The organism is Streptomyces sp. NPDC051940 (assembly GCF_040680895.1).
Taxonomy (GTDB): domain Bacteria; phylum Actinomycetota; class Actinomycetes; order Streptomycetales; family Streptomycetaceae; genus Streptomyces.
This window is the reverse complement of sequence record NZ_JBFAXR010000022.1, coordinates 1-18,744: the sequence shown is the minus strand read 5'-3', so window position 1 is coordinate 18,744 and position 18,744 is coordinate 1. Positions and strand designations below refer to the sequence as shown.

The window sequence follows — 18,744 nt, the reverse complement described above, 5'->3', positions numbered from 1 at the left end:
ACGGAGGGGGCCTCGGTGCGTACGGGCTACAGCGTCCCCAGCTTGATCAGGAACAGCAGCGCCACCAGCTGGATCGAGCTCGCCGCCAGCGCCTTCGGCCAGGGGATCTCGTGCACCTTGCCGATCATCGACGTCAGCAGCGCGCCCGCCGCGGCCAGCGTCGCCCAGCCCACCGCCTGCACGAACGTCGCGTCGCCGCCCATGAACATCGCCAGCACCAGCCGCGGCGCGTCCGTCAGCGACACGATGAGCATCGACAGGCCGACGGTGGGCCCCCAGGTGCCGTTGCCGCCGAGCTGGCGGGCCAGGGTGTGGGTGACGACGCCCATCAGCATGAAGCCGATCACCACGAAGACGCCGGTGGCCACGGCGTACGGGACGGAGGTCCCGAGCGTCGAGTCCAGGACGTCGTCGCGGGCGTCCTCCGTGCCGAAGATCGCCAGCAGGCCGTAGAGGAAGGTGACGATCAGCGCGGTGGGCCACATGGTGTGGTCGCGCATCTGCCAGAACGTCCTGTTCGGGCGGAAGACGATCCCGCTCAGCAGGTCCTTCCAGTGCAGCCGCGGACCGGCCGGCACCGGGGCGGGCGCGCCCGCCTGGTACGTGGTGCCGTCGTCGTACCGGCCGTAGGGGTCCTGCCCGTACGCGTCCGGGGCCTCGCCGACGCCGTACGGGTGGGTGTAGCCGGGATTGTCCGGTTGGTACGGGCGAGGGCGGCCGCCGTCGAAGTACTCCGGGCCGTCCTGACCGCCGCCGCGCTGCTGCCACTGGCCGCGCTGCCCGCCCGGCGGCGGGCCCGCGGGCGCGCCGTAGCGGGGGTCGTACGACGGACGTCCCGGTCCCTGCTGCCTTGCGCCGTGGGGGTCTGGTCCACGGCGGTTCCTGAATCCAGCCACGCATTCGAACGTACCTGGTCCGACGGGGCCCGCGGACCCGGACGGGTCATTGTGACCGGGCCGGTACAACCCGTAGGGGACATTCCGTACGGGGTGTACCGGCCCGGCGGTCGTGCGTGTGCAGGTGAGCGGGGTCAGTATTTGCCCCGCCGAGCGCGCCATCGGGCGCCCGGTACGACTTCTCGAACGCCTGGCCGGTGACGATGTCGTCGTCAGTTGGCCGCGTTGCCGCCGAAGACCGGGGAGCCTGCCGTGCTCACGCCGACGTTGCTGGGGCCGAAGATCGCCGCGCCGGTGGTGGTGAGCTTGGTGCCGGTGGACTTCAGGACGGTCAGGGCGCCGTTGTAGCCGTTCTCGCCGAAGGAGCCGATGGTGAGGTCGGCGGCGCCGTCGCCGGTCACGTCGGCGAGCTTGACCTCGCTGCCGAACTCGTCGTCCTTCTCGCCGACGCTCGGCACACCGGAGGTGTTCTGCTCGAAGTACTGGATGCCGGAGGCGGTGTTCAGCCCGCTGGGCCCGCCGTAGACGACGGTGACGGAGCCGCTGTTGACGATGGACGTCCCGGCGCTGTTCGTCAGGTTCTCCCAGGGGGTGCCGATCGCGAGGTCGGCGTAGCCGTCCTTGTTGATGTCGCCGAGGGTGACCTCGGTGCCGAAACCGTCGCCGGTCTCGGAGACGCCGGGGACGCCGGCGGTGTCCTGGGTGAGGACCTGCTTGCCGGCCGGGCCGCTCGGCGAGCCGAAGCGTACGACGACCTTCCCGCCGAGGCCGGAGTACGGCACGGTCTTGTCCCACTGGATCCCGGTGACGATGTCGCCGTAGCCGTCGTTGTTGACGTCGTCGATGCCGGTCATGATCCCGGAGGTGAGCTGGGTCCAGCTCCCGCCCAGCCCGGAGGCCGTGCCCGCGAAGTAGAAGTTCGCGTTCCAGCCCTGGTCGGTGTGGGAGTCGTAGCCGTCGACGACGAGGTCGTCGCGCCCGTCGCCGGTCACGTCGCCCGCGTGCATCGAGAGCGTGCCGAGCACCTGGCCCTCCGAGGTCTTACCGGAGTCGATCGGCGGCTGGATGGTGTACCTGCTGGTGAGGTTCGCGGCGAAGACGTACGTCCGGGCGTTGTCGCTGCCGACCGCCAGATCGTCCCGGCCGTCGCCGTCGAAGTCGCCGGCCGCGAGCGAGCGGCCCCAGTTGTCGTGGCCGGACGGCGCCGGGTCGGTCAGCGTGCCGCCGCCGGTGAGCCCGGTCGGGGAGCCGCGGAAGATGTTCACCATCCCGGCCGACACGTCGGTGCCGAGCTTCTCGCGCTCGGCGGCGACGGCGAGGTCGTCGTAGCCGTCGTTGTCGAAGTCGCCGATGGCGCTGGACCAGCCGAAGCCGTCGTTCGTCTCGGCGGCGCCGGAGACGCCGGGGGTGTCCTGGCTGATCGTCTGGCGCTTGGTGGACGTCAGGCCACTGGCCGTTCCGTACATCACGACGATCTGTCCGGCGCCCGCGTGCCCGTTGACCGTCGCGTAACCCGCGGAGTAAGCGACGTCGGCGTATCCGTCGTTGTTGAAGTCGGCGAACGCGCCCTTGGCCAGGGCGGACGCCTCACCCGCGGTGACACTGAGGAGACCGCCGGTCAGCGCCGCGGCAGCGGCAGTGGCCAGGGCGACGCGATAGCGAAGAGTCATGTGCAGCGCTCCTGATGTCTGATGCGCGGCGCTGCACCCGGGTTGGTCCGGGTGCAGCGCCGCGTTCGGCGATCAGGAGACCGCTGATGTGACGGGATGGTTGTACGGGACAGGGGGATCAGGTGAAATCCGAGTGACCCGTGTTACTCGTCGATCTACTCGTCGATCGCCGACCCGAACTTGGCGTTCGCGGTCGGCCCGCCGAGCGTGGCGCCGTTGTACGTCCAGGTGCCCTTGGCGACCAGGCCGGTACCCCTGACCGCCGGGATCACCCAGACGAACCCGTCGCCTGTGTTCTCGCCCGGTGCCGCCGCCAGCAGCCCGAAGAGCTTGTCGCCGTTGGCGTCGGTCAGCCGGACCTCGCCGCCGAAGCGGTCGCCCGCCTCCGCGCCGCCGGGGATCCGGTAGGTGTTCTGGTTGAAGGAGACCGCACCCGTCGTGGTGAGTCCGGCAGGTCCGGGCGCGCCGCGCAGCACGGTGACCGCGCCGGCGTCCTTGACCGAGCCGATGTCCTCACCGGGTGCGCCGATGGCGAGGTCGGGGAGGTTGTCGCCGTTGGTGTCGCCGGCCGACAGGTCGGCGCCCCACTCGTCGCCGTTCTCGTTGCCGCCGGGAATCCCGGGGGTGTTCTGGGTCCAGGTCAGCGCCGGGGTGTTGCTGAGCCCGGAGAGATCGCCCTGGCCCAGGTAGACGGAGACCGAGCCGCCGGCCGGCGCCGAGTTCTCGGTGGTGTCGCCGATGGCGAGGTCGTCCTGGCCGTCGGAGTTGAAGTCGCTGGAGACGATGGACGGCCCCTGGTAGAAGGTGCCGCCGTCGGACATGTCCTCGAAGTTCTGCGCCCCGTGGGCGACGAAGGTGATGCCGACCGGACCGCCGTCGGCGTTGATCACGCCGGAGAAGGCCAGGTCCGCGTACGGGTCCTCGTTGTAGTTGCCGTGGCTGAGGTTCATCAGCGTGATGGTGGCCTCGTCGGCGAGCGCCCCGAGCCCCCTGGCGCCCGCGGCCGTGGCCTTCAGGGACTCCGCGGCGGTCTGGGCCGTGGAGTCGTAGGTGAAGAACATCAGCTCGTCGTTCTCCAGGGCGGCGATGCTGTCGTGCCGGACCAGCTCGGGGTCCGTCGGGTCGGGGGCGAAGTACATCGCGGCCTCCAGCGCCTTGCCGAAGTTCGCGCCCGCCCTCGGCTCGATGCTCTGCAGCCAGGTGCTGTCGGAGCCGTGAAGGCCGGTCGACGAGCCCCAGAACACCGTGGCGCCGCCCGCGTTGGAGAGCGTCCCCAGGTCCTCGCCCGGGACGCCGACGACCAGGTCGTCGTACTTGTCCCCGTTCAGATCGCCGCTGGCCACGGCCTTGCCGAAGCCGTCGGCGGCCTCGGCGGCGCCGGGTACGCCGGAGGTGTTCTGGCTGAGGAGCGTCTTCTTCGTCGTACTGACGCCGCTCGACGAGCTGTACTGCACGGCGACGTATCCGGCCCACTGCACGCCGCTGATCGTGGCGCTCGGGGCGGCGACCACGACGTCGTCGTAGCCGTTGCCGTCGAAGTCGGTGTTGCGGTGCTGCCAGCCGATGGACTCCGCCTGGGCGGCCGGTGCCGTCAGGACGGCGGCGCCGCCCACGACCAGAAACGTCGCGGCTCCTAAGGCCGCGATTCGAACATGACGCACGGAGTGCCTCCTTGATCCCCTCGCTGGGGTCCGCTGCCGGCCCGCCCGGCCGCGGGGTTGGTGCATGGGGGGATGGGTTGTGCTGTCGTGGGGGAGCCGGGGCTTTTGAGTGCTTTAAGCGGTTAATGACCGTGTTGCCCTCAGCTACTTAGACATTCGAGGTTCACCCGTGGTTGTACGGCCCCGCGGCGGATTTTCACGCGGCGGGCGGCAGCGGGCCGGCGGGCGGGCCCGGGTCAGCCGATGGGGGTCAGCCGATGGGCAGTCCGCGCGGCTCCTTCACGCGCTTCATGATGATCTGCGAGTTGACCTCGGTCACGCCCTCCAGCGCGGTGAGCCGCTCGATCCACAGCTGCTCGTACGCGGCGAGGTCCGCGACCGCGATGCGCAGCAGGCAGCCGGGGCTGCCGAAGAGGCGGTACGCCTCGATCACGTCGGGGATGTCCTGCAGGGCCTCCTCGAACGCCTCGACCGAGCGCCGGTCGCGCCGCACCTCGATGGAGACCAGGACCTCGAAGCTGCGCCCGACGGCCTCGGGGTCGATGACCGCCCGGTAGCCGCGGATCACGCCGTCGGCCTCCAGCTGGCGGACCCGGCGCATACAGGCGGAGGCGCTGAGGCCGACGCGTTCGGCGAGCTCGAGATTGGTCAGCCGGCCGTCGGCCTGGAGCTCACGCAAGATATGACGGTCGATCTTGTCCATGACGCAATTATCTACGAGCAGAACCGTTCCCGCGCGCGAGAATCGCAATCGGATACGAGGTGCTTTGCCCTATTCTTCCGCACATGGAAGACCTCAAGCGCATCGTCCTGATCAGCACCGGCGGCACCATAGCGAGCCGCTGGCAGGGCACCGGTTACGCCGCCGAGGCCGACGGCGCGGACGTGCTGGCCGGCGCCGCGGTACCCGAGGACGTGCGGGTCGAGGTCGTCGACCTGTTCAACGTGAACAGCTCCCGGATGACCACCCGGCGCCAGCTCACCCTGCTGCGCACCGTCCACGAGATCCTGGCCGACCCGGAGGTCGCCGGGATCGTCGTCACGCACGGCACGGACACCCTGGAGGAGACGGCGTTCCTGCTGGACCTCCACCACACCGACCCCCGCCCGGTGGTGTTCACCGGCGCCCAGCAGCCGCTGGGCACCCCCGACGGCGACGGGCCCGGCAACCTCTGCGACGCCCTGCGCGTCGCCTCGACGGTGCGCGGGCTCGGCGTGCTCGTCGCGTTCAACGGCCTGGTGCACGCGGCGCGCGGCACCGTGAAGACCCAGACGCTGGCCGCCGAGGCGTTCGCGGACCCCTCCGGGGAGCCGCTCGGCCGGATCGGCTTCAGCCGCGTCACCCTGGACCGCACCCTGCCGCGGCCGGCCGCCCTCCCCCTGCCGGCCGCCGCCTACGCCCCCGGGTACGCCGATGAGCTGCTGCCGCGGGTCGACGTCGTGACGCACCACACCGACGGCGATCCGCTGCTGCTGCGCGCCGCGGTCGCGGCCGGCGCCCGGGGGCTGGTGCTGGTGGCCACCGGCGCGGGCAACGCGACGCCGGAGTTCGCCGACGCCGTCGCCGAGGCGGTGGGCCAGGGGGTGCTCGTGGTGCTCAGCACGCGGGTGCCGGCCGGCCCGGTCGCCGAGATGTACACCGGCGGCGGCGCCGTGGACCTGGTGAAGGCGGGCGCCGTGCTCGGCGGCACGCTGCGGGCCGGGCAGCTGCGGATCGCGCTGGTGGCGGCGCTGCTGGCGGAGACGGCGGACCGCGAGGGGCTGCTTCGTACGCTGATCGGGGCGCCGGAAGCGGTGGCCGAGGTGCCCGCGCAGGAAGTACCCGCGCCGGAAGCGCCCGCGACCCGACGCGAGCACGACCTGCTCGGCGACCGCGAGGTCCCCGCCGGCGTCTACTGGGGCGTCCACACCCTGCGCGCGCTGGAGAACTTCCCCGTCACCGGCACCCCCATCTCCGCCCACCCCCAGCTGGTCGCCGCGCTGGCCGCGGTGAAGGAGGCCTCCGCCCGCGCCAACCAGGAGCTGGGCCTCCTCGGCGAGGCGAAGGCGGACGCGATCGCCGCCGCCTGCGCCGAGATCCGCTCGGGCGCGCTGCACGACCAGTTCGTCGTGGACGTCATCCAGGGCGGCGCCGGCACCTCCACCAACATGAACGCCAACGAGGTCGTCGCCAACCGCGCCCTGGAGCTGCTCGGTCACGACCGCGGCGACTACCGCCACCTCCACCCCAACGAGGACGTCAACCTCAGCCAGTCCACCAACGACGTCTACCCGACGGCCGTCCGCATCGCGGCGATCACCGCGGCCCGCGAGCTGCTGGACGCCGCGGGGGTGCTGCAGGACGCGTTCGCGGCGAAGGCGGCGGAGTTCGCGGACGTGCTGAAGATGGGCCGGACGCAGCTGCAGGACGCCGTGCCGATGACGCTGGGCCAGGAGTTCTCCGCGTACGCCGTGATGCTCGGCGAGGACCGGCAGCGGCTGGCGGAGGCCGTCGAGCTGATCCACGAGATCAACCTCGGCGCGACCGCCATCGGCACCGGCCTCAACGCCCCGCCCGGGTACGCCGAGACCGCCCGCCGCCATCTCGCGGGGATCACCGGGCTGCCGCTGGTCACCTCGGTGAACCTGGTCGAGGCCACGCAGGACTGCGGCGCGTTCGTCCAGCTCTCCGGCGTACTGAAGCGCTTCGCGGTGAAGCTGTCGAAGACGTGCAACGATCTGCGGCTGCTGTCCTCCGGGCCGCGCGCGGGGTTCGGCGAGATCAACCTGCCGCCGGTGCAGGCCGGTTCGAGCATCATGCCGGGCAAGGTCAACCCGGTGATCCCGGAGATGGTGAACCAGGTCGCCTTCGAGGTCATCGGCAACGACCTGACCGTCACCATGGCCGCCGAGGCCGGTCAGCTGCAGCTCAACGCCTTCGAGCCGGTGATGCTGCACGCCCTCGCGCAGAGCATGTCGATGCTGCGGGCCGCCTGCCTCACCCTGGCGGAGCGCTGCGTCACGGGCATCACGGCCAACACCGACCGGATGCGCGAGGCGGTCGAGACGTCGATCGGCCTGGCCACGGCACTCAACCCGCACATCGGCTACACGGAGGCCACGGCGATCGCGCAGGAGGCGCTGCGCACTGGGCGCGGGGTGGCGGAACTGGCCCTGGAGCGCGAACTGCTGCCCGCGGACCGGCTGGCGGCGATCCTCACGCCGGAACGGCTGACGGGGACGGTGGGCTGAGGCTCTTCGGGGTTACGCCGTGTGGTGCCGGGTCACTCCGGATCGGGCACCCGGTAGCCCGGCACCGAGGGCCAGCGCACGGTCAGCACGACGGACTCCTCCTCGGCCTGCCAGGAGTGGTCGACGCCCTTGCCCCACACGACGTAGTCGCCCTGTTCGGCGAGGACGACGCTGCGGTCCGGGAAGTCCAGCCGGAAGCGGCCGCTGATCAGCACCAGCAGCGCGGTGCGCACCTCGGCGGTCGCCCACCGGGCGCGCTCGTCGCCCTTCGGGTGGACGCCCCACTTGATCTCCACGTCCTCGCTGTGCCTCGGATCCCCGGCGTCCTTGAAGTGGCCGAGCAGCCAGCCCCGGTCCAGTGCGGCGTCGCGGCCGGCGTGGCCCACGTAGAGCGTGTCGTCCATGGGGGCGATGGTGTCAGAGATCCCCGGCGGTGCCGAACCAGGACGCGGCGAGGGCGTCCAGGGCGGGTTCGGCGGGGGCGCCCAGCTCCTGGAGGTACCAGGGCAGGTCGCTGTAGACGTGCAGCAGCGTGTACGCCATGATCTCGCGCGGGTCGACACAGCGTCCGTACGCCGCCTGTACGCGGCCCATCAGACGCGCGTCGCCGCGGGTGACGAACACGCCGACGGCCGCGAAGTCGTACGCCGGGGCGCCGATCATGGCGGGCTCGAAGTCGAAGACGCCGGTGAGGCGGCCTGCCCCGCCGGCCGTCATCAGGTGCTGGCTCATCAGCTCGGTGTGCAGGAGCGACGGCTCGGCCGGGGGCGGGAGTTCGACACCGGCCAGGAATCCGGGGAGCTGCTCCAGCCACGGCTCCGACAGCCCCTTTCCGCGCTGCCGGGCGACGGCGCCCGCCCGCTGCTTCGCGGTGAACGCCGTCCAGTCGCCGGGCCCGAGGACGTCCGCGAGCGGCCGCGGGTCGACCGCGTGCAGGGCGGCGAGGAGTTCGCCGGTCTCGGTGGCGGCGCGGTCGCGGGCGGCGGGGGTGAGGCCGGGCCACTCGGTCTCCAGACTGGCGCCCGGCAGACGGGACATGAGCACGTAGTGCCAGCCGTCGGGGTACTCGCCGTGGGCGTGCACGCGCGGGGTCGGTACGGGGAGCCGGCCGTGGAGGTGCATGAGGGCGCGGGTCTCACTGGCGGCGTCCTGGGCGGAGGCTGCGGGGAACAGCTTGAGGACGAGGTCGTCGCCGACGGCGTAGACGGGCTGGGAGCCGGTGCTGAAACGGGTCAACGGCGGGTCTTTGAGGCCCAGTTCGCGGAGCAGGGCGGTGGCGCCGGGGCGCATGATCCGCTCGTCGGGGATGACGGCGGATCGGTCGGCATCGGTCTCTACGCGGGGGAGCATGAAGGGAGGGTAGACGGGAGGGTCGGGGGGAGCAAAGGGATTATTGGGACAGGGGGTTGGGCAACTCGGGTGCGGGTGCGGGGGATTGCCCATCGGGGGTGAGTAGGTGGGGTGTTGGCCATCTCTCGTTTTAGGGAGGGGAGTTGGTCATGCGTGTCGTCGCCGGTGTGCCGCGACGCGTTCGCGTGTTCCACAGGCTGTGGAGCAGTAGCGGCGCGGTGAGCCCGGGCCGGTGAGCAGGAAGAACCGGCCGCAGGAGGCCGCCGCGCAGGCGGACCACGCGACGCGGCCGCGGTCGCCGAGAAGCTGCGCGAGGGCGTGGGCCGAGGAGGCGAGCAGCCAGTCGGACCACGAGGCGTCGTCACTGCGGTCCACGTGGAGATGCCAGGCGTGGCCGTCGTGGCGGGAGAGACGGGGGCGGGCGCCGCACTCCTCGAGGATCGCGTTCAGGGCGAGGGCCGCGCGGTCGGTGTCCGTGGCGGTCAGCACGTCGTCGATGAGGCGGCGTACGGCCAGGCGCAGGATGGCGGCGTCCGTGTCCGTGAAGGCGGCGGCGCCGCTGTCGCCGTCGTCGTTCAGGCCGGTCTCGCCGTGGCGTTCCAGCAGGTCCGCCAGGGCGTCGCGGGGCAGCGCGGGGTCCTCGCGGACGGCGTTGGCGAGGTCGATGAGCCGCTCTGCGGGGCGGAATCCGTGCTTGTGCACGGGGTCAGGGTATCGGTAACGTCTTTTTGCGTGAAGCCGTTACTTCCTTATCTGACCGCCGCGACGCTCGCCCGGACCGCCGACGAGGGGATGGGCATCGCCGTCGTGCTGCTGGCGCGGGAGCGCACGGGCAGTGCGGGGGCCGCCGCGGCGGTGCTCGTCGCGTGGATGGCGCCGCACGTCGTCGCCGCTCCCGTCGCGGGGGCGCTCGCGGGGCGGGCACGGCGGGTGGGGCTGTTCTACGGCGCGGTGCTCCTGGGCTTCGCGGTGGCCGTCGGGGGGCTGACGGTGCTGCTCGGGCGGGCGCCGCTCGGGGTGACGCTGTGCGTGGCGATGGTGGGGGGTGCGTGCGGGCCCGCCGTTTCCGGCGGGTTGTCCAGCGTGCTTGCCGGGCTAGCGCCCGGGGGTGGGCGGCGGGCGTTCGCGCTGGACGCGGTCACGTACAACGTGGCGTCTGTGGGTGGGCCCGGGGTTGTCGCGGGGGTCGCGGGCCTTGTGGGGGCGTCGGGGGCGGGATGGCTTCTGGCTGCGTTCGCCGCTGGGGCGGCGGGGGTGATGGTGTCGCTCGATCGCGTGCTCGTACCTGCGGTGGCGTCGGCGCGTGCGGTTGCGTCGGCGCGTGCGGTTGCGTCGGCGCCTGCGGCGCGATTCGGCGCTTCGCGCCTCAGCCCTCAAACGCCGGGCGGGCTGTTCCGGGGGCTCCGCCCCCGGACCCCCGCTCGGCCTGCGGCCGCATCGCGCCTGCGGCGCTCGTCCTCAAACGCCGGACAGGCTGGGATCGGGCCCACCGCCCCACACGCCTCACGGGCCGGTCGCCCACAGAACCCACAGGCTGTGGACCGGGGGCGCGCCCCCGAGGCGGGAGGACCGCAGTCCGCACGGGACGAGGTGGTCGATCAGGGCCCTGGCTTGCAGTCTCCGCGCGCCACCCAGGCCGGGGCCCCCGCCCCGCGCCCCGGCACCGCCGCCCTTCGGGCCCTCTGGCGTATCCGGCCGCTGCGGGGTATCACCGCCGGGACCACCCTCGCGTTTCTCGGGGTTGGAGGGCTCACGCTCACCGCTGTGCAGGTGGAGGATGCGCGGGGGTATCCGGGGGGCGGGGGTGTGCTGATGGTCGTGTTCGCCGTTGGGGCGCTTGTCGGGGCGTTGGGGGCCGCGCGGTTGCCGGAGAGGGTCACGCCGCGGGGGGTCGCGGGCGGCAGCCTGGCCGGTACTGGGGTCGCCCTCGCCGGGGCGGCGGTGTGTGAGCCCTTTGCGGGGTGTGCGCTGCTGTTCGCCGTCGCCGGTGCCTTCGACGGGCCCCTCCTCGCCGCCACGCTGCGCATCCGCGCGGACCACGCCCCGCCTCAGGTGCGCCCGCAGGTCTTCACGCTGGGCGCGGGCCTGAAGGTCACGGCCGCCGCGGCGGGCGCGGGCGCCACGGGCCTCCTGGCCCCCGCGGTCACACCCGCGGCGCTCCTGCTGGGCATAGCGGCCCTGCAGGCCGGCGCGGCGGAGGTGGTCCGCCGGACGTGAGGACGGGGCTGTTCACCATTCCCTGACTCGCGAAGAGCACCCGGGCCGGCCGGAGCGACGTCAGGCACACGAGGAGCCGACCCCGCAGAACTCCCGGGCCCGGACCGCGAGCGCCCGGGCCGCGTACGCGACGGCTCCGCCGTACAGCGACGACAGCAGTGTGCCGAGCCATGTGTGCGTTGCGATCCGCAGCCGTTTCACGGGAGGACAGGCCGCCGGGGCGGTGGTTGCGGTTGCGTGGGGTGGGCCGGAGGACCATCGGCAGAGGGGGTGCATGACTTTCGTCAGGTTCGGAGTCGTCGGTGGAACTCATAGGCTGTGCCCCCGTACCTACCACCGCGAGGAGAGCTGGGGCACGTGAGCGCGATCGGAGTCGGGGAAGCGGTCATCCTGGGGGTCGTGGAAGGGGTGACGGAGTTCCTGCCCGTGTCGTCCACCGGTCATCTGAAGATCACCGAGGGGCTGATGGGGATCGACGTCGACGACAAGTCGGTCGTCGCGTTCACCGCGGTGATCCAGGTCGGGGCGATCGCGGCCGTGCTGGTGTACTTCTGGAAGGACATCGTGCGGTTCACCACCGCCTGGGGGCGCGGCATCCGGGACAAGGAGCAACGGACCGGCCACGACTACAAGTTCGCCTGGTGGGTCATCTACGCGACCATCCCCATCGTCGTGGTGGGGCTCGCGGCGAAGCCGCTGATCGAGGGGCCGCTCGCCTCGCTGTGGGTGGTCGCCGGCTCGCTCATCGTCGGCAGCGGCATCATGTACGCCGCCGACCGGTACGCCTCGCTCAAGCGCGGCGAGGACGACACCACGCTCAAGGACGCGATGCTCGTGGGCGGTTCGCAGATCCTCGCGCTGCTCTTCCCGGGCTTCTCCCGCTCCGGCGCGACGATGTCGACCGGTCTGCTGCTGGGCCTGGACCGCGTCGCGGCGACCCGGCTGTCGTTCTTCCTCGGCCTGCCCGCGCTGACCGGCGCGGGGATCTACGAGCTGAAGGACGCCGTCGGCGGCAACGTCGGCGCCGCCCCGCTGATCGTCGGCACGGTGGTGTCGTTCCTGGTCGCGTACGCCTCGATCGCCTGGCTGCTGCGCTACGTCGCCAAGAACAACTTCAACCTCTTCGTCGTGTACCGCATCGTGGTCGGCGTGCTGCTCTTCACGCTGCTGGGCACGGGCGTCCTGGAGTCCTGAGCTACCCCACCAGGCGCGCCGCCCGCGCCAGCAGATAGCGCCGCTCCGGGGTGCTCGGCGTACGGGCGGCCGCCGCGCGGTAGCTGCGGACCGCGGCGGCCGTGTCGCCCGCGCGCTCGTACAGATGGCCCCGGACCGCCTCCACCCGGTGGCTGTCCGCCAGCCGGCCGTCGAGGTCCTCCAGCAGCTTCAGCCCCGCCTCGGGGCCGTCCGCCATCGCCACCGCGACGGCCCGGTTGAGCGCGACGACCGGGCTGCCGGTCATCCGCTCCAGCAGGTCGTACAGGGCCGCGATCTGCCGCCAGTCCGTGTCCGCGGGCCCCGCCGCCCGCGCGTGCACCGCCGCGATCGCCGCCTGCAGCTGGTATTCGCCGACCGCGCCGCGGCCCAGCGTGTCGTCGATCAGCGCGACGCCCTCCGCGAGCAGCGCGCGGTCCCAGAGCGAGCGGTCCTGCTCGTCCAGCGGCACCAGCTCGCCGTCGGCGGTCGTACGGGCCGGGCGCCGGGCGTCGGTGAGCAGCATCAGCGCCAGCAGGCCCGCCGTCTCGGCGTCCGCGGGACCGTCCGCGCCGACCAGGGCCCGCACCGTCCGGGTCAGCCGGATCGCCTCCTGCGACAGCTCGACGCGCTGCAGGGTGTCTCCGGACGTGCCGACGTACCCCTCGTTGAAGACGAGGTACAGCACGTGCAGCACCGACCGCAGCCGATCGGGCAGCTCGGCCGGCTCCGGCAGCCGGAACTCCGCGTCCCGCAACCGCTGTTTCGCCCGGCTGATGCGCTGCGCCATCGTCGCCTCGGGGACGAGGAACGCCCGCGCGATCTCCGCCGTCGTCAGACCGCCGACCGCGCGCAGCGTCAGCGCGATCTGCGAGGCGGGCGTCAGCGAGGGATGGCAGCACAGGAACAGCACGGTGAGCGTGTCGTCGCGGTCGTACGCCTCGGCGCCCGGCACCTCGAGCGCCGCGACCTCCGCCTCGCGCCGCCGCCGCGCCTGCTCGCTGCGCAGCTGGTCGAGCAGCCGGCGCGCCCCGGTCTGGATCAGCCAGCCGCGCGGGTTGCCGGGCACGCCCTCGTCGGGCCAGTGCCGCGCGGCGGCCAGCAGCGCCTCCTGTACGGCGTCCTCGGCCGCGGCGAAGTCCCCGTACCGCCGCGCCAGCACACCGAGGACCTGCGGCGCCAGCTCGCGCAGCAGGTCCTCCAGGGCCCGGTCACCGATGGGCACGGGTCACATCTCCGGCAGCATCGCGGCGACGTCCGCGTCGTCCATCACCCGCCGGACCCCGATGGGCTGCTCGGTGGGTACGCCGCCGGGGCCGGGGACGCGGGAGACCATGGCCGCGATCTCCAGGGCGCGCTCCTCGGACTCGACGTCGATGATCTGGTAGCCGGCCAGCCACTCCTTGAACTCGGCGTACGGGCCGTCCGTGACCACCGGCGTCCGCCCGGCCTCGCCCGCGGTGACGATCTTCGCCACCTCGGGGCTGGTGAGGGCGATACCGCCGACCAGTTCACCGCTCTCGGTGAGCTGTTCGTTCAGGACGCGGTAGTAGTCCATGTGCGCCATCGCGTCTTCGGGCGCCCACTGGTCCATGGGGATGTCGAAGATGCCGCCGTCGTAGTTCACGGTGAGCAGATACCGGGTCATGGGGCGCTCCCATCGATTGATCGTGATGCCGTGCCTATCACTGCCGTACGCCATCAGTCGACCGCCGACCCGCAGCTGAGGTTCACGACCGTCCCGGTCATCGCCCCGGCCCGGTCCGACGCCACGAACGCGGCCGTGTCGCCGACCTGCGCCAGCGTCGGCATCCGGCGCAGCGCGGTGCCCTCCTCCATGTACGCGCGGATGCCGGCCGGCGGCTCGCCCGGCCAGGTCTCCGGGAGCGCGTCGGGGCGCAGGCAGACCACGCGCACGCCCTGCGGGCCCAGCTCGGCGGCCAGCTGCCGGGTCAGCGTCTCGACCGCGCCGCAGGCCACGCTGAACCCGCCGGTGGTGTGGCGGCCCTGGTCGCGGCCGGAGAGGCGGGCCGCGGTGGTGGAGAGGGTGAGGATGGTGCCGCCGCCCTGGGCGGTCATGTGCCGGGCGGCCTCGGTGGCGGTGAGGAAGTGGGTGGCGGCCGCCGTGCGGACGGGCGCGAGGAAGTCGTCCAGGGCCAGCTCGGTCAGCCCGGTCGTCTGCATGACGGTCATGTACTGGATGGCGTTGGCGGAGATGTCGATCCGCCCCGCGGCGTCGACGACCTCGGCCGCGTGCGCGGCGATCTGCTCCTTGTCCAGGGCGTCGACCCGCGCCGCGTGCGCCCGGCCGCCCTCGGCCTCGATCTCCTTGGCGAGCGCCTCCACCTTCGCCGGGGTGCGGCCGGCGAGGAAGACGCGGGCGCCCTCGCGGGCGAAGGCCCGGGCGATGTGCGAGCCGACGTTCCCGGCGGCCCCGTACACGATGGCGGTCTTGTCCTGCAGCAGCTTCGTCATGGCGGTTCTCCCCGGCTCGTGTGGACCCCTCACGGGGCCTTTCAACGCAAGGACGGAGCGGGAGTCGCGTTCTCTACATCGCCGGGAGGGATCTCCAGGAGATTCTTCGGCGGCCGTCCCGGGCCGGGTTTCCAGGACCGGCCGGCTCAGGCCGCCGTGCTCAGGTCGATCTTCCGGAGGAACTCCGCGTTGCTCGCCGTCTGGCGGACCCGGTCGCGCAGCAGCTCCAGGGCCTGGACGGTGTCCCGGTCGTGCAGGACGCGGCGCAGCTTCCGTACGACCGCCAGCTCGGCCTCGTGCAGCAGCAGCTCCTCGCGGCGGGTGCCGGAGGGGGCGACGTCCACGGCCGGGAAGACGCGCTTCTCGGCGAGCAGGCGGTCGAGCCGCAGCTCCATGTTGCCGGTGGACTTCAGTTCCTCGAAGTAGTACTCGTCGGCGCGGGAGCCCGTCTCCACCAGGGCCGTCGCCAGGATGGTCAGGGAGCCGCCCTCCTCGGTGTTGCGCGCGGCGCCGAAGATGCGCTTCGGGTGGCGTACGGCGGCCGCGTCGACGCCGCCGCTCAGGGTGCGGCCGCCGGGGGCGGCGCTGTTGTTGTACGCCCGGCAGAGCCGGGTCAGGGAGTCGAGCAGGATCACCACGTCGTGGCCGAGCTCCACCAGGCGCTTCGCGCGCTCCACGGCGAGGTCGGCGAGGGCGGTGTGCTCCTTGGGCGAGCGGTCGAAGGTCGAGGAGAGCACCTCCGCGCCCGGTCCGACGGAGCGGCGCATGTCGGTGACCTCCTCCGGGCGCTCGTCGAGGAGGACGACCATGAGGAGTGCCTCCGGGTGGTTCAGCCGGACCGCCTGGGCGAGTTCCTTCAGAACCATGGTCTTGCCCGTCTTCGGCGGGGCGACGATCAGGCCGCGCTGTCCCTTGCCGACGGGCGACACGAGGTCGATGATGCGGCCGGTGATCCGGTCGGGGGTGGTCTCCAGCCGCAGCCGCTGCTCGGGGTACAGCGGCGTGAGGTCGTCGAACCTGGGCCGCTTCCCGCCCGGGGGGAGTCCGTTGACGGTGTCGACGTGCGCCAGGGCGGGCTGCTTGCCCCGGCCGCCCTTGCGGGCTGCGGTGCCCTGGACCGTGTCGCCGCGGCGGAGTCCGTACGTGCGCACCGTGTTCGGCGGGACGTGGACGTCGCCGGGTGCGGGCTGGTACCCGTCGGTCCGGATGACGCCGGCGCCGCCGGTGGTGGTGTCGAAGATGCCGGAGACGGCTGTCAGTTGGTCGGTGTGCTGGGGTTCGGTGAGTGTGCTGGTCATGGTGACCGCTTCCTTTCGGAGATGAGGGATGGGGGCAGCGCACGGCTGCCGGAGCTCCGTCCGCGGGCGCCGGGCGCATCAGCTGCTGCCGGCGGGTGCGGGCGGGCGGTGAACCGCGTCGGGGCGGGGCGACCGGCGCCGGGCCTGAGCGGTGCAGAGGGTGAAGAGAGGGGGCGAAGCCCGCTACGACGACGGGGCGTCGAGGGAATCCGCGCGGGAGCCGGAGGAGACCTCCGCGTTCGACCGCGCTGTCGGCAGCGTAACACGGGGCGGCTCGTACGGCGGGGCCGAGAGCCACAGCCGGCGGCCGGCCGCCAGCCACAGCAGCCAGCACGACACCAGCAGCCCCGTGGCCCCGAGCAGCGTGGTCTGCGCGAGTTCGAGCGGCGCGGGGTGGTCGACGGTCGCCTTGTCCACCCAGTACGGCCCGCCCCAGGACCAGTCCATGGGTGCGTCCTCGGAGGTCTGCGCCCAGATCGTCCAGGCGAAGATCCGGCACGCCCCGTACAGGAAGTACGCGTGGTACAGCGCCATGAGGAAGCGGTCGGAGAGCCGCGCCCGGTGGCGCAGCCAACTCCACGCCGGATCGGTCGGGTAGACCGACTTGAAGAAGTACCGGGGGGTCAGCGCCCGCCAGTTGTACGCCAGCGCCGCCAGCCAGCCGAGGTCCCAGACGAGCCCCAGGCTGCCGTAGTACGCCGCGGCGTCGCCGTAGCGGCCCTCCTGGGCCGCGTACGCCCACATCCCCGTCGAGTAGTGCTGCGTGGTGAAGGGGAAGAAGAGCATCACGCCCACGCTGTCGAAGCAGTCCGTGAGCACGTGGGCCCAGGTGCCGATCAGCAGGCCGAGGGACCACTCCCGGCTGCGGAAGATCCACAGGACGAGCAGGGCCACGACGACGCCCCAGGCCAGGGTGTGGGTGAAGCCGACACCCGGCCAGCCGCGGTGGTACTCCCAGGCGTGCTCGGGCCTGAAGCTGTAGCTGCCGACGGAGAAGCCGTAGACCGTGCCCTTCGTGCCCATGTCGGGCAGGAAGCAGCCGAGGAGGACCGCGAGGTACGAGACGCGGGTCCGCGTGTGCCGGTGGAGGATGTAACTCTCCAGCTCGTGCGCTGCCCAGCTCAACGCTCATCCCCCGTGCCGTATTCCCGCCCGGCGGGAACGTCTCCGGACCGGGTCCCGGCGTCGGCGTCGTCCTCCGCTTGGGCGGCGCGGCCCCGCCGCCCCAGCAGCCGGTCCACACCCCACCCGACCAGCACGATCGCCGCCACCGCGAGCGCCGGGCCGCGGTTGAACGTCAGGATCGCCCGGGTGAAGACCGCCCCGCCGCCGACCAGGAGCGCGACGGCCACCGCGTAGCCGGCGACGTCCCCCGCCCGGGTCCGCGGCGCCCTCACGAGCGCTCCGCGCTCTTCGCCTCCAGCGGCTCCCGGGGCGCGGGCACCGCCACGGGCTCCGGTTCGGCGGGGGCGTACGGCGGGGTCCGCAGCCACAGCCTGCGGCCGGCGGCCAGCCACAGCAGCCAGCAGGTGACGACGAGCCCCGTGAAGCCGGTGACGCTGGTCCCCAGCAGCTCCAGTCCGCCGGTCTGCTCGACGGTGGCCTTGTCCACCCAGTACGGGCCGTTCCAGCCCCAGTCCATCGGGGCGCCCTGGCGGCCGTGCGCCCAGAGCGTCCAGCCGAAGATCCGGCAGGCACCGTAGACGAAGTAGCAGCGGTACAGGGCGAGCAGCACCCGGTCGGGGGCGTGCGCGCGCTCGCGCAGCCAGGCCCACGCGGGGTCGCCCGGCGCGACCTTCTCGAAGAAGTACGAGGAGCGCAGCGAGCGCCAGTTGAGCAGCAGCACGGCCAGCCAGAACAGGTCCCAGACCAGGCCCAGGCTGCCGTAGTACGCGGCGGCGTCGCCGTATCTCCCGGCCTGGGCGGCGTACGCCCACATCCCGGTCGTGTAGTGCTGCTCGGTGAACGGGAAGAAGAGCATCACGCCGACGCTGTCGAAGCAGTCGGTGAGGACGTGCGCGGCGGTGCCGATGAACAGGCCGAGGGCCCATTCCCGGCTCTTGAACAGCCACAGCACCAGCAGGCCGAGGAGTACGGCGTACATCAGGGAGTGCGTGGGGCCGACGCCCGGCCAGCCGCGGTGGTACTCCCAGGGGTGCTCGGGTCTGATGACCAGGCTGCCGATCTCCAGGCCGTAGACCGGGAGTTTGGTGAGCATGTCGGGGCTGAGGCAGCCGACGAGTATCGCCAGGTACGAGACCTGGGTCCTGGTGTGCCGGTGCAGGATGTAGCTCTCGAGCTCGTGGGCCGCCCAGCTCACTCGGCGTCCTCCCCGGCCTCGCCGCGGCGCCTCCGGCGGCGCTCTGCGGCGCCGCCGATGAGACCGACGCACACGACGGTCAGGGCGGGGCCGACGATCCAGTTCAGGATGGGCGTCGGCTTGGCCAGCAGGGCGCCGCCGCCCACGATGATCAGCGCGGCGGCGAGGTACCCCGCCGTCTCGGCGACCCCCGCCCCGCGTACGCGCGTACGCGCACCTCTGCCCATCAGCCCACCCCGTTTGACGCGCATGTGGCCTGGAGCCTACGGCCGGCGGCCCCCAGCCGGAATCCTTCCTGCGAGGGACCTTGGCGCGTCCCTCCCGGGAGGGACGTGGCGGACGGCTTCCGCCGCACCCCCGTGACGGCGGAACACCGACCCCGGTCCCGGCCCCGGCGACGCGCGCCTGATCGCCGGGGTGGACGTGGCGTACGAC

At 72.6% G+C, this 18,744-nt stretch carries 18 protein-coding genes and 1 pseudogene; 4 read left to right on the top strand and 15 right to left on the bottom strand.

Annotation, left to right across the window (positions count from 1 at the left end; genetic code table 11):
- Positions 1–26: 26 nt before the first annotated feature.
- The 4 genes from AB0M28_RS11870 to AB0M28_RS11855 all read right to left on the bottom strand — a co-directional run bounded on the left by AB0M28_RS11870 (position 27) and on the right by AB0M28_RS11855 (position 4,930).
- Complete coding sequence (locus tag AB0M28_RS11870) at positions 27–896, bottom strand: Yip1 family protein (RefSeq protein WP_365401725.1); 870 nt, start codon at positions 894–896, stop codon at positions 27–29.
- Between the two features lie 212 nt (positions 897–1,108).
- Positions 1,109–2,566, bottom strand: coding sequence for an FG-GAP repeat protein (locus AB0M28_RS11865; protein ID WP_365401722.1), 1,458 nt, complete (start codon positions 2,564–2,566; stop codon positions 1,109–1,111).
- Between the two features lie 155 nt (positions 2,567–2,721).
- Positions 2,722–4,227: an FG-GAP repeat protein gene (locus tag AB0M28_RS11860; protein ID WP_365401719.1), complete on the bottom strand. Its 1,506-nt coding sequence runs from the start codon at positions 4,225–4,227 to the stop codon at positions 2,722–2,724.
- Between the two features lie 250 nt (positions 4,228–4,477).
- Positions 4,478–4,930 carry an Lrp/AsnC family transcriptional regulator gene (locus AB0M28_RS11855; RefSeq protein WP_365401716.1) on the bottom strand — a complete coding sequence of 151 codons (453 nt, stop codon included), beginning with the start codon at positions 4,928–4,930 and terminating at the stop codon, positions 4,478–4,480.
- Between the two features lie 83 nt (positions 4,931–5,013).
- On the opposite strand from AB0M28_RS11855, the pseudogene AB0M28_RS11850 reads away from it, so the two are divergent.
- Both AB0M28_RS11850 and AB0M28_RS11845 read left to right on the top strand, forming a co-directional pair.
- Positions 5,014–6,015: pseudogene (locus AB0M28_RS11850) on the top strand (asparaginase); the annotation flags it as partial.
- 15 nt (positions 6,016–6,030) lie between these two features.
- Positions 6,031–7,458, top strand: a complete 1,428-nt coding sequence (locus AB0M28_RS11845; protein ID WP_365401890.1) for an aspartate ammonia-lyase — start codon at positions 6,031–6,033, stop codon at positions 7,456–7,458.
- Between the two features lie 32 nt (positions 7,459–7,490).
- Here the strand turns inward: AB0M28_RS11845 and AB0M28_RS11840 are convergent, their stop codons facing one another.
- The 3 genes from AB0M28_RS11840 to AB0M28_RS11830 form a co-directional block, all read right to left on the bottom strand.
- Complete coding sequence (locus AB0M28_RS11840; RefSeq protein ID WP_365401713.1) at positions 7,491–7,862, bottom strand: signal peptidase I; 372 nt, start codon at positions 7,860–7,862, stop codon at positions 7,491–7,493.
- A gap of 13 nt (positions 7,863–7,875) precedes the next feature.
- On the bottom strand, positions 7,876–8,808 hold the full coding sequence (locus tag AB0M28_RS11835) for an aminoglycoside 3'-phosphotransferase/choline kinase family protein (RefSeq protein ID WP_365401710.1): 933 nt from the start codon (positions 8,806–8,808) through the stop codon (positions 7,876–7,878).
- A gap of 147 nt (positions 8,809–8,955) precedes the next feature.
- The gene (locus tag AB0M28_RS11830) at positions 8,956–9,510 is read right to left on the bottom strand and encodes a CGNR zinc finger domain-containing protein (protein WP_365401707.1); all 555 of its coding nucleotides are present in this window, start codon (positions 9,508–9,510) and stop codon (positions 8,956–8,958) included.
- Between the two features lie 1,239 nt (positions 9,511–10,749).
- Between AB0M28_RS11830 and AB0M28_RS11825 the strand changes: the two genes are divergently transcribed.
- Entirely contained in the window at positions 10,750–11,025 is a 276-nt protein-coding gene (locus AB0M28_RS11825; RefSeq protein ID WP_365401704.1) for a hypothetical protein, read from the top strand.
- A 357-nt stretch (positions 11,026–11,382) separates the two neighbouring features.
- Positions 11,383–12,219 carry an undecaprenyl-diphosphate phosphatase gene (locus AB0M28_RS11820; protein WP_365401701.1) on the top strand — a complete coding sequence of 279 codons (837 nt, stop codon included), beginning with the start codon at positions 11,383–11,385 and terminating at the stop codon, positions 12,217–12,219.
- A 1-nt stretch (position 12,220) separates the two neighbouring features.
- On the opposite strand, the gene AB0M28_RS11815 is transcribed toward AB0M28_RS11820, so the two are convergent.
- From AB0M28_RS11815 to AB0M28_RS11780, 8 genes are all read right to left on the bottom strand, one after another.
- The gene (locus AB0M28_RS11815; RefSeq protein WP_365401698.1) at positions 12,221–13,441 is read right to left on the bottom strand and encodes a sigma-70 family RNA polymerase sigma factor; all 1,221 of its coding nucleotides are present in this window, start codon (positions 13,439–13,441) and stop codon (positions 12,221–12,223) included.
- Between the two features lie 3 nt (positions 13,442–13,444).
- Positions 13,445–13,864 (bottom strand): YciI family protein, encoded by a 420-nt coding sequence (locus tag AB0M28_RS11810; RefSeq protein ID WP_365401695.1) that lies wholly within the window; start codon positions 13,862–13,864, stop codon positions 13,445–13,447.
- A 53-nt stretch (positions 13,865–13,917) separates the two neighbouring features.
- Entirely contained in the window at positions 13,918–14,691 is a 774-nt protein-coding gene (locus AB0M28_RS11805) for an SDR family oxidoreductase (RefSeq protein WP_365401692.1), read from the bottom strand.
- 146 nt (positions 14,692–14,837) lie between these two features.
- Positions 14,838–15,989: a transcription termination factor Rho gene (rho, locus tag AB0M28_RS11800; RefSeq protein ID WP_365401689.1), complete on the bottom strand. Its 1,152-nt coding sequence runs from the start codon at positions 15,987–15,989 to the stop codon at positions 14,838–14,840.
- Positions 15,990–16,172: 183 nt separating this feature from the next.
- A complete protein-coding gene (locus tag AB0M28_RS11795; RefSeq protein ID WP_365401686.1) occupies positions 16,173–17,114 on the bottom strand; it encodes a metal-dependent hydrolase in 942 nt (313 codons plus the stop codon).
- Positions 17,111–17,386: a hypothetical protein gene (locus AB0M28_RS11790; RefSeq protein WP_365401683.1), complete on the bottom strand. Its 276-nt coding sequence runs from the start codon at positions 17,384–17,386 to the stop codon at positions 17,111–17,113. The genes AB0M28_RS11795 and AB0M28_RS11790 overlap by 4 nt, the downstream gene beginning before the upstream one ends.
- Complete coding sequence (locus AB0M28_RS11785) at positions 17,383–18,309, bottom strand: metal-dependent hydrolase (RefSeq protein ID WP_365401680.1); 927 nt, start codon at positions 18,307–18,309, stop codon at positions 17,383–17,385. The genes AB0M28_RS11790 and AB0M28_RS11785 overlap by 4 nt, the downstream gene beginning before the upstream one ends.
- Positions 18,306–18,536 (bottom strand): hypothetical protein, encoded by a 231-nt coding sequence (locus AB0M28_RS11780; RefSeq protein ID WP_365401677.1) that lies wholly within the window; start codon positions 18,534–18,536, stop codon positions 18,306–18,308. Before AB0M28_RS11780 ends, AB0M28_RS11785 begins: the two co-directional genes overlap by 4 nt.
- Positions 18,537–18,744 lie beyond the last annotated feature (208 nt).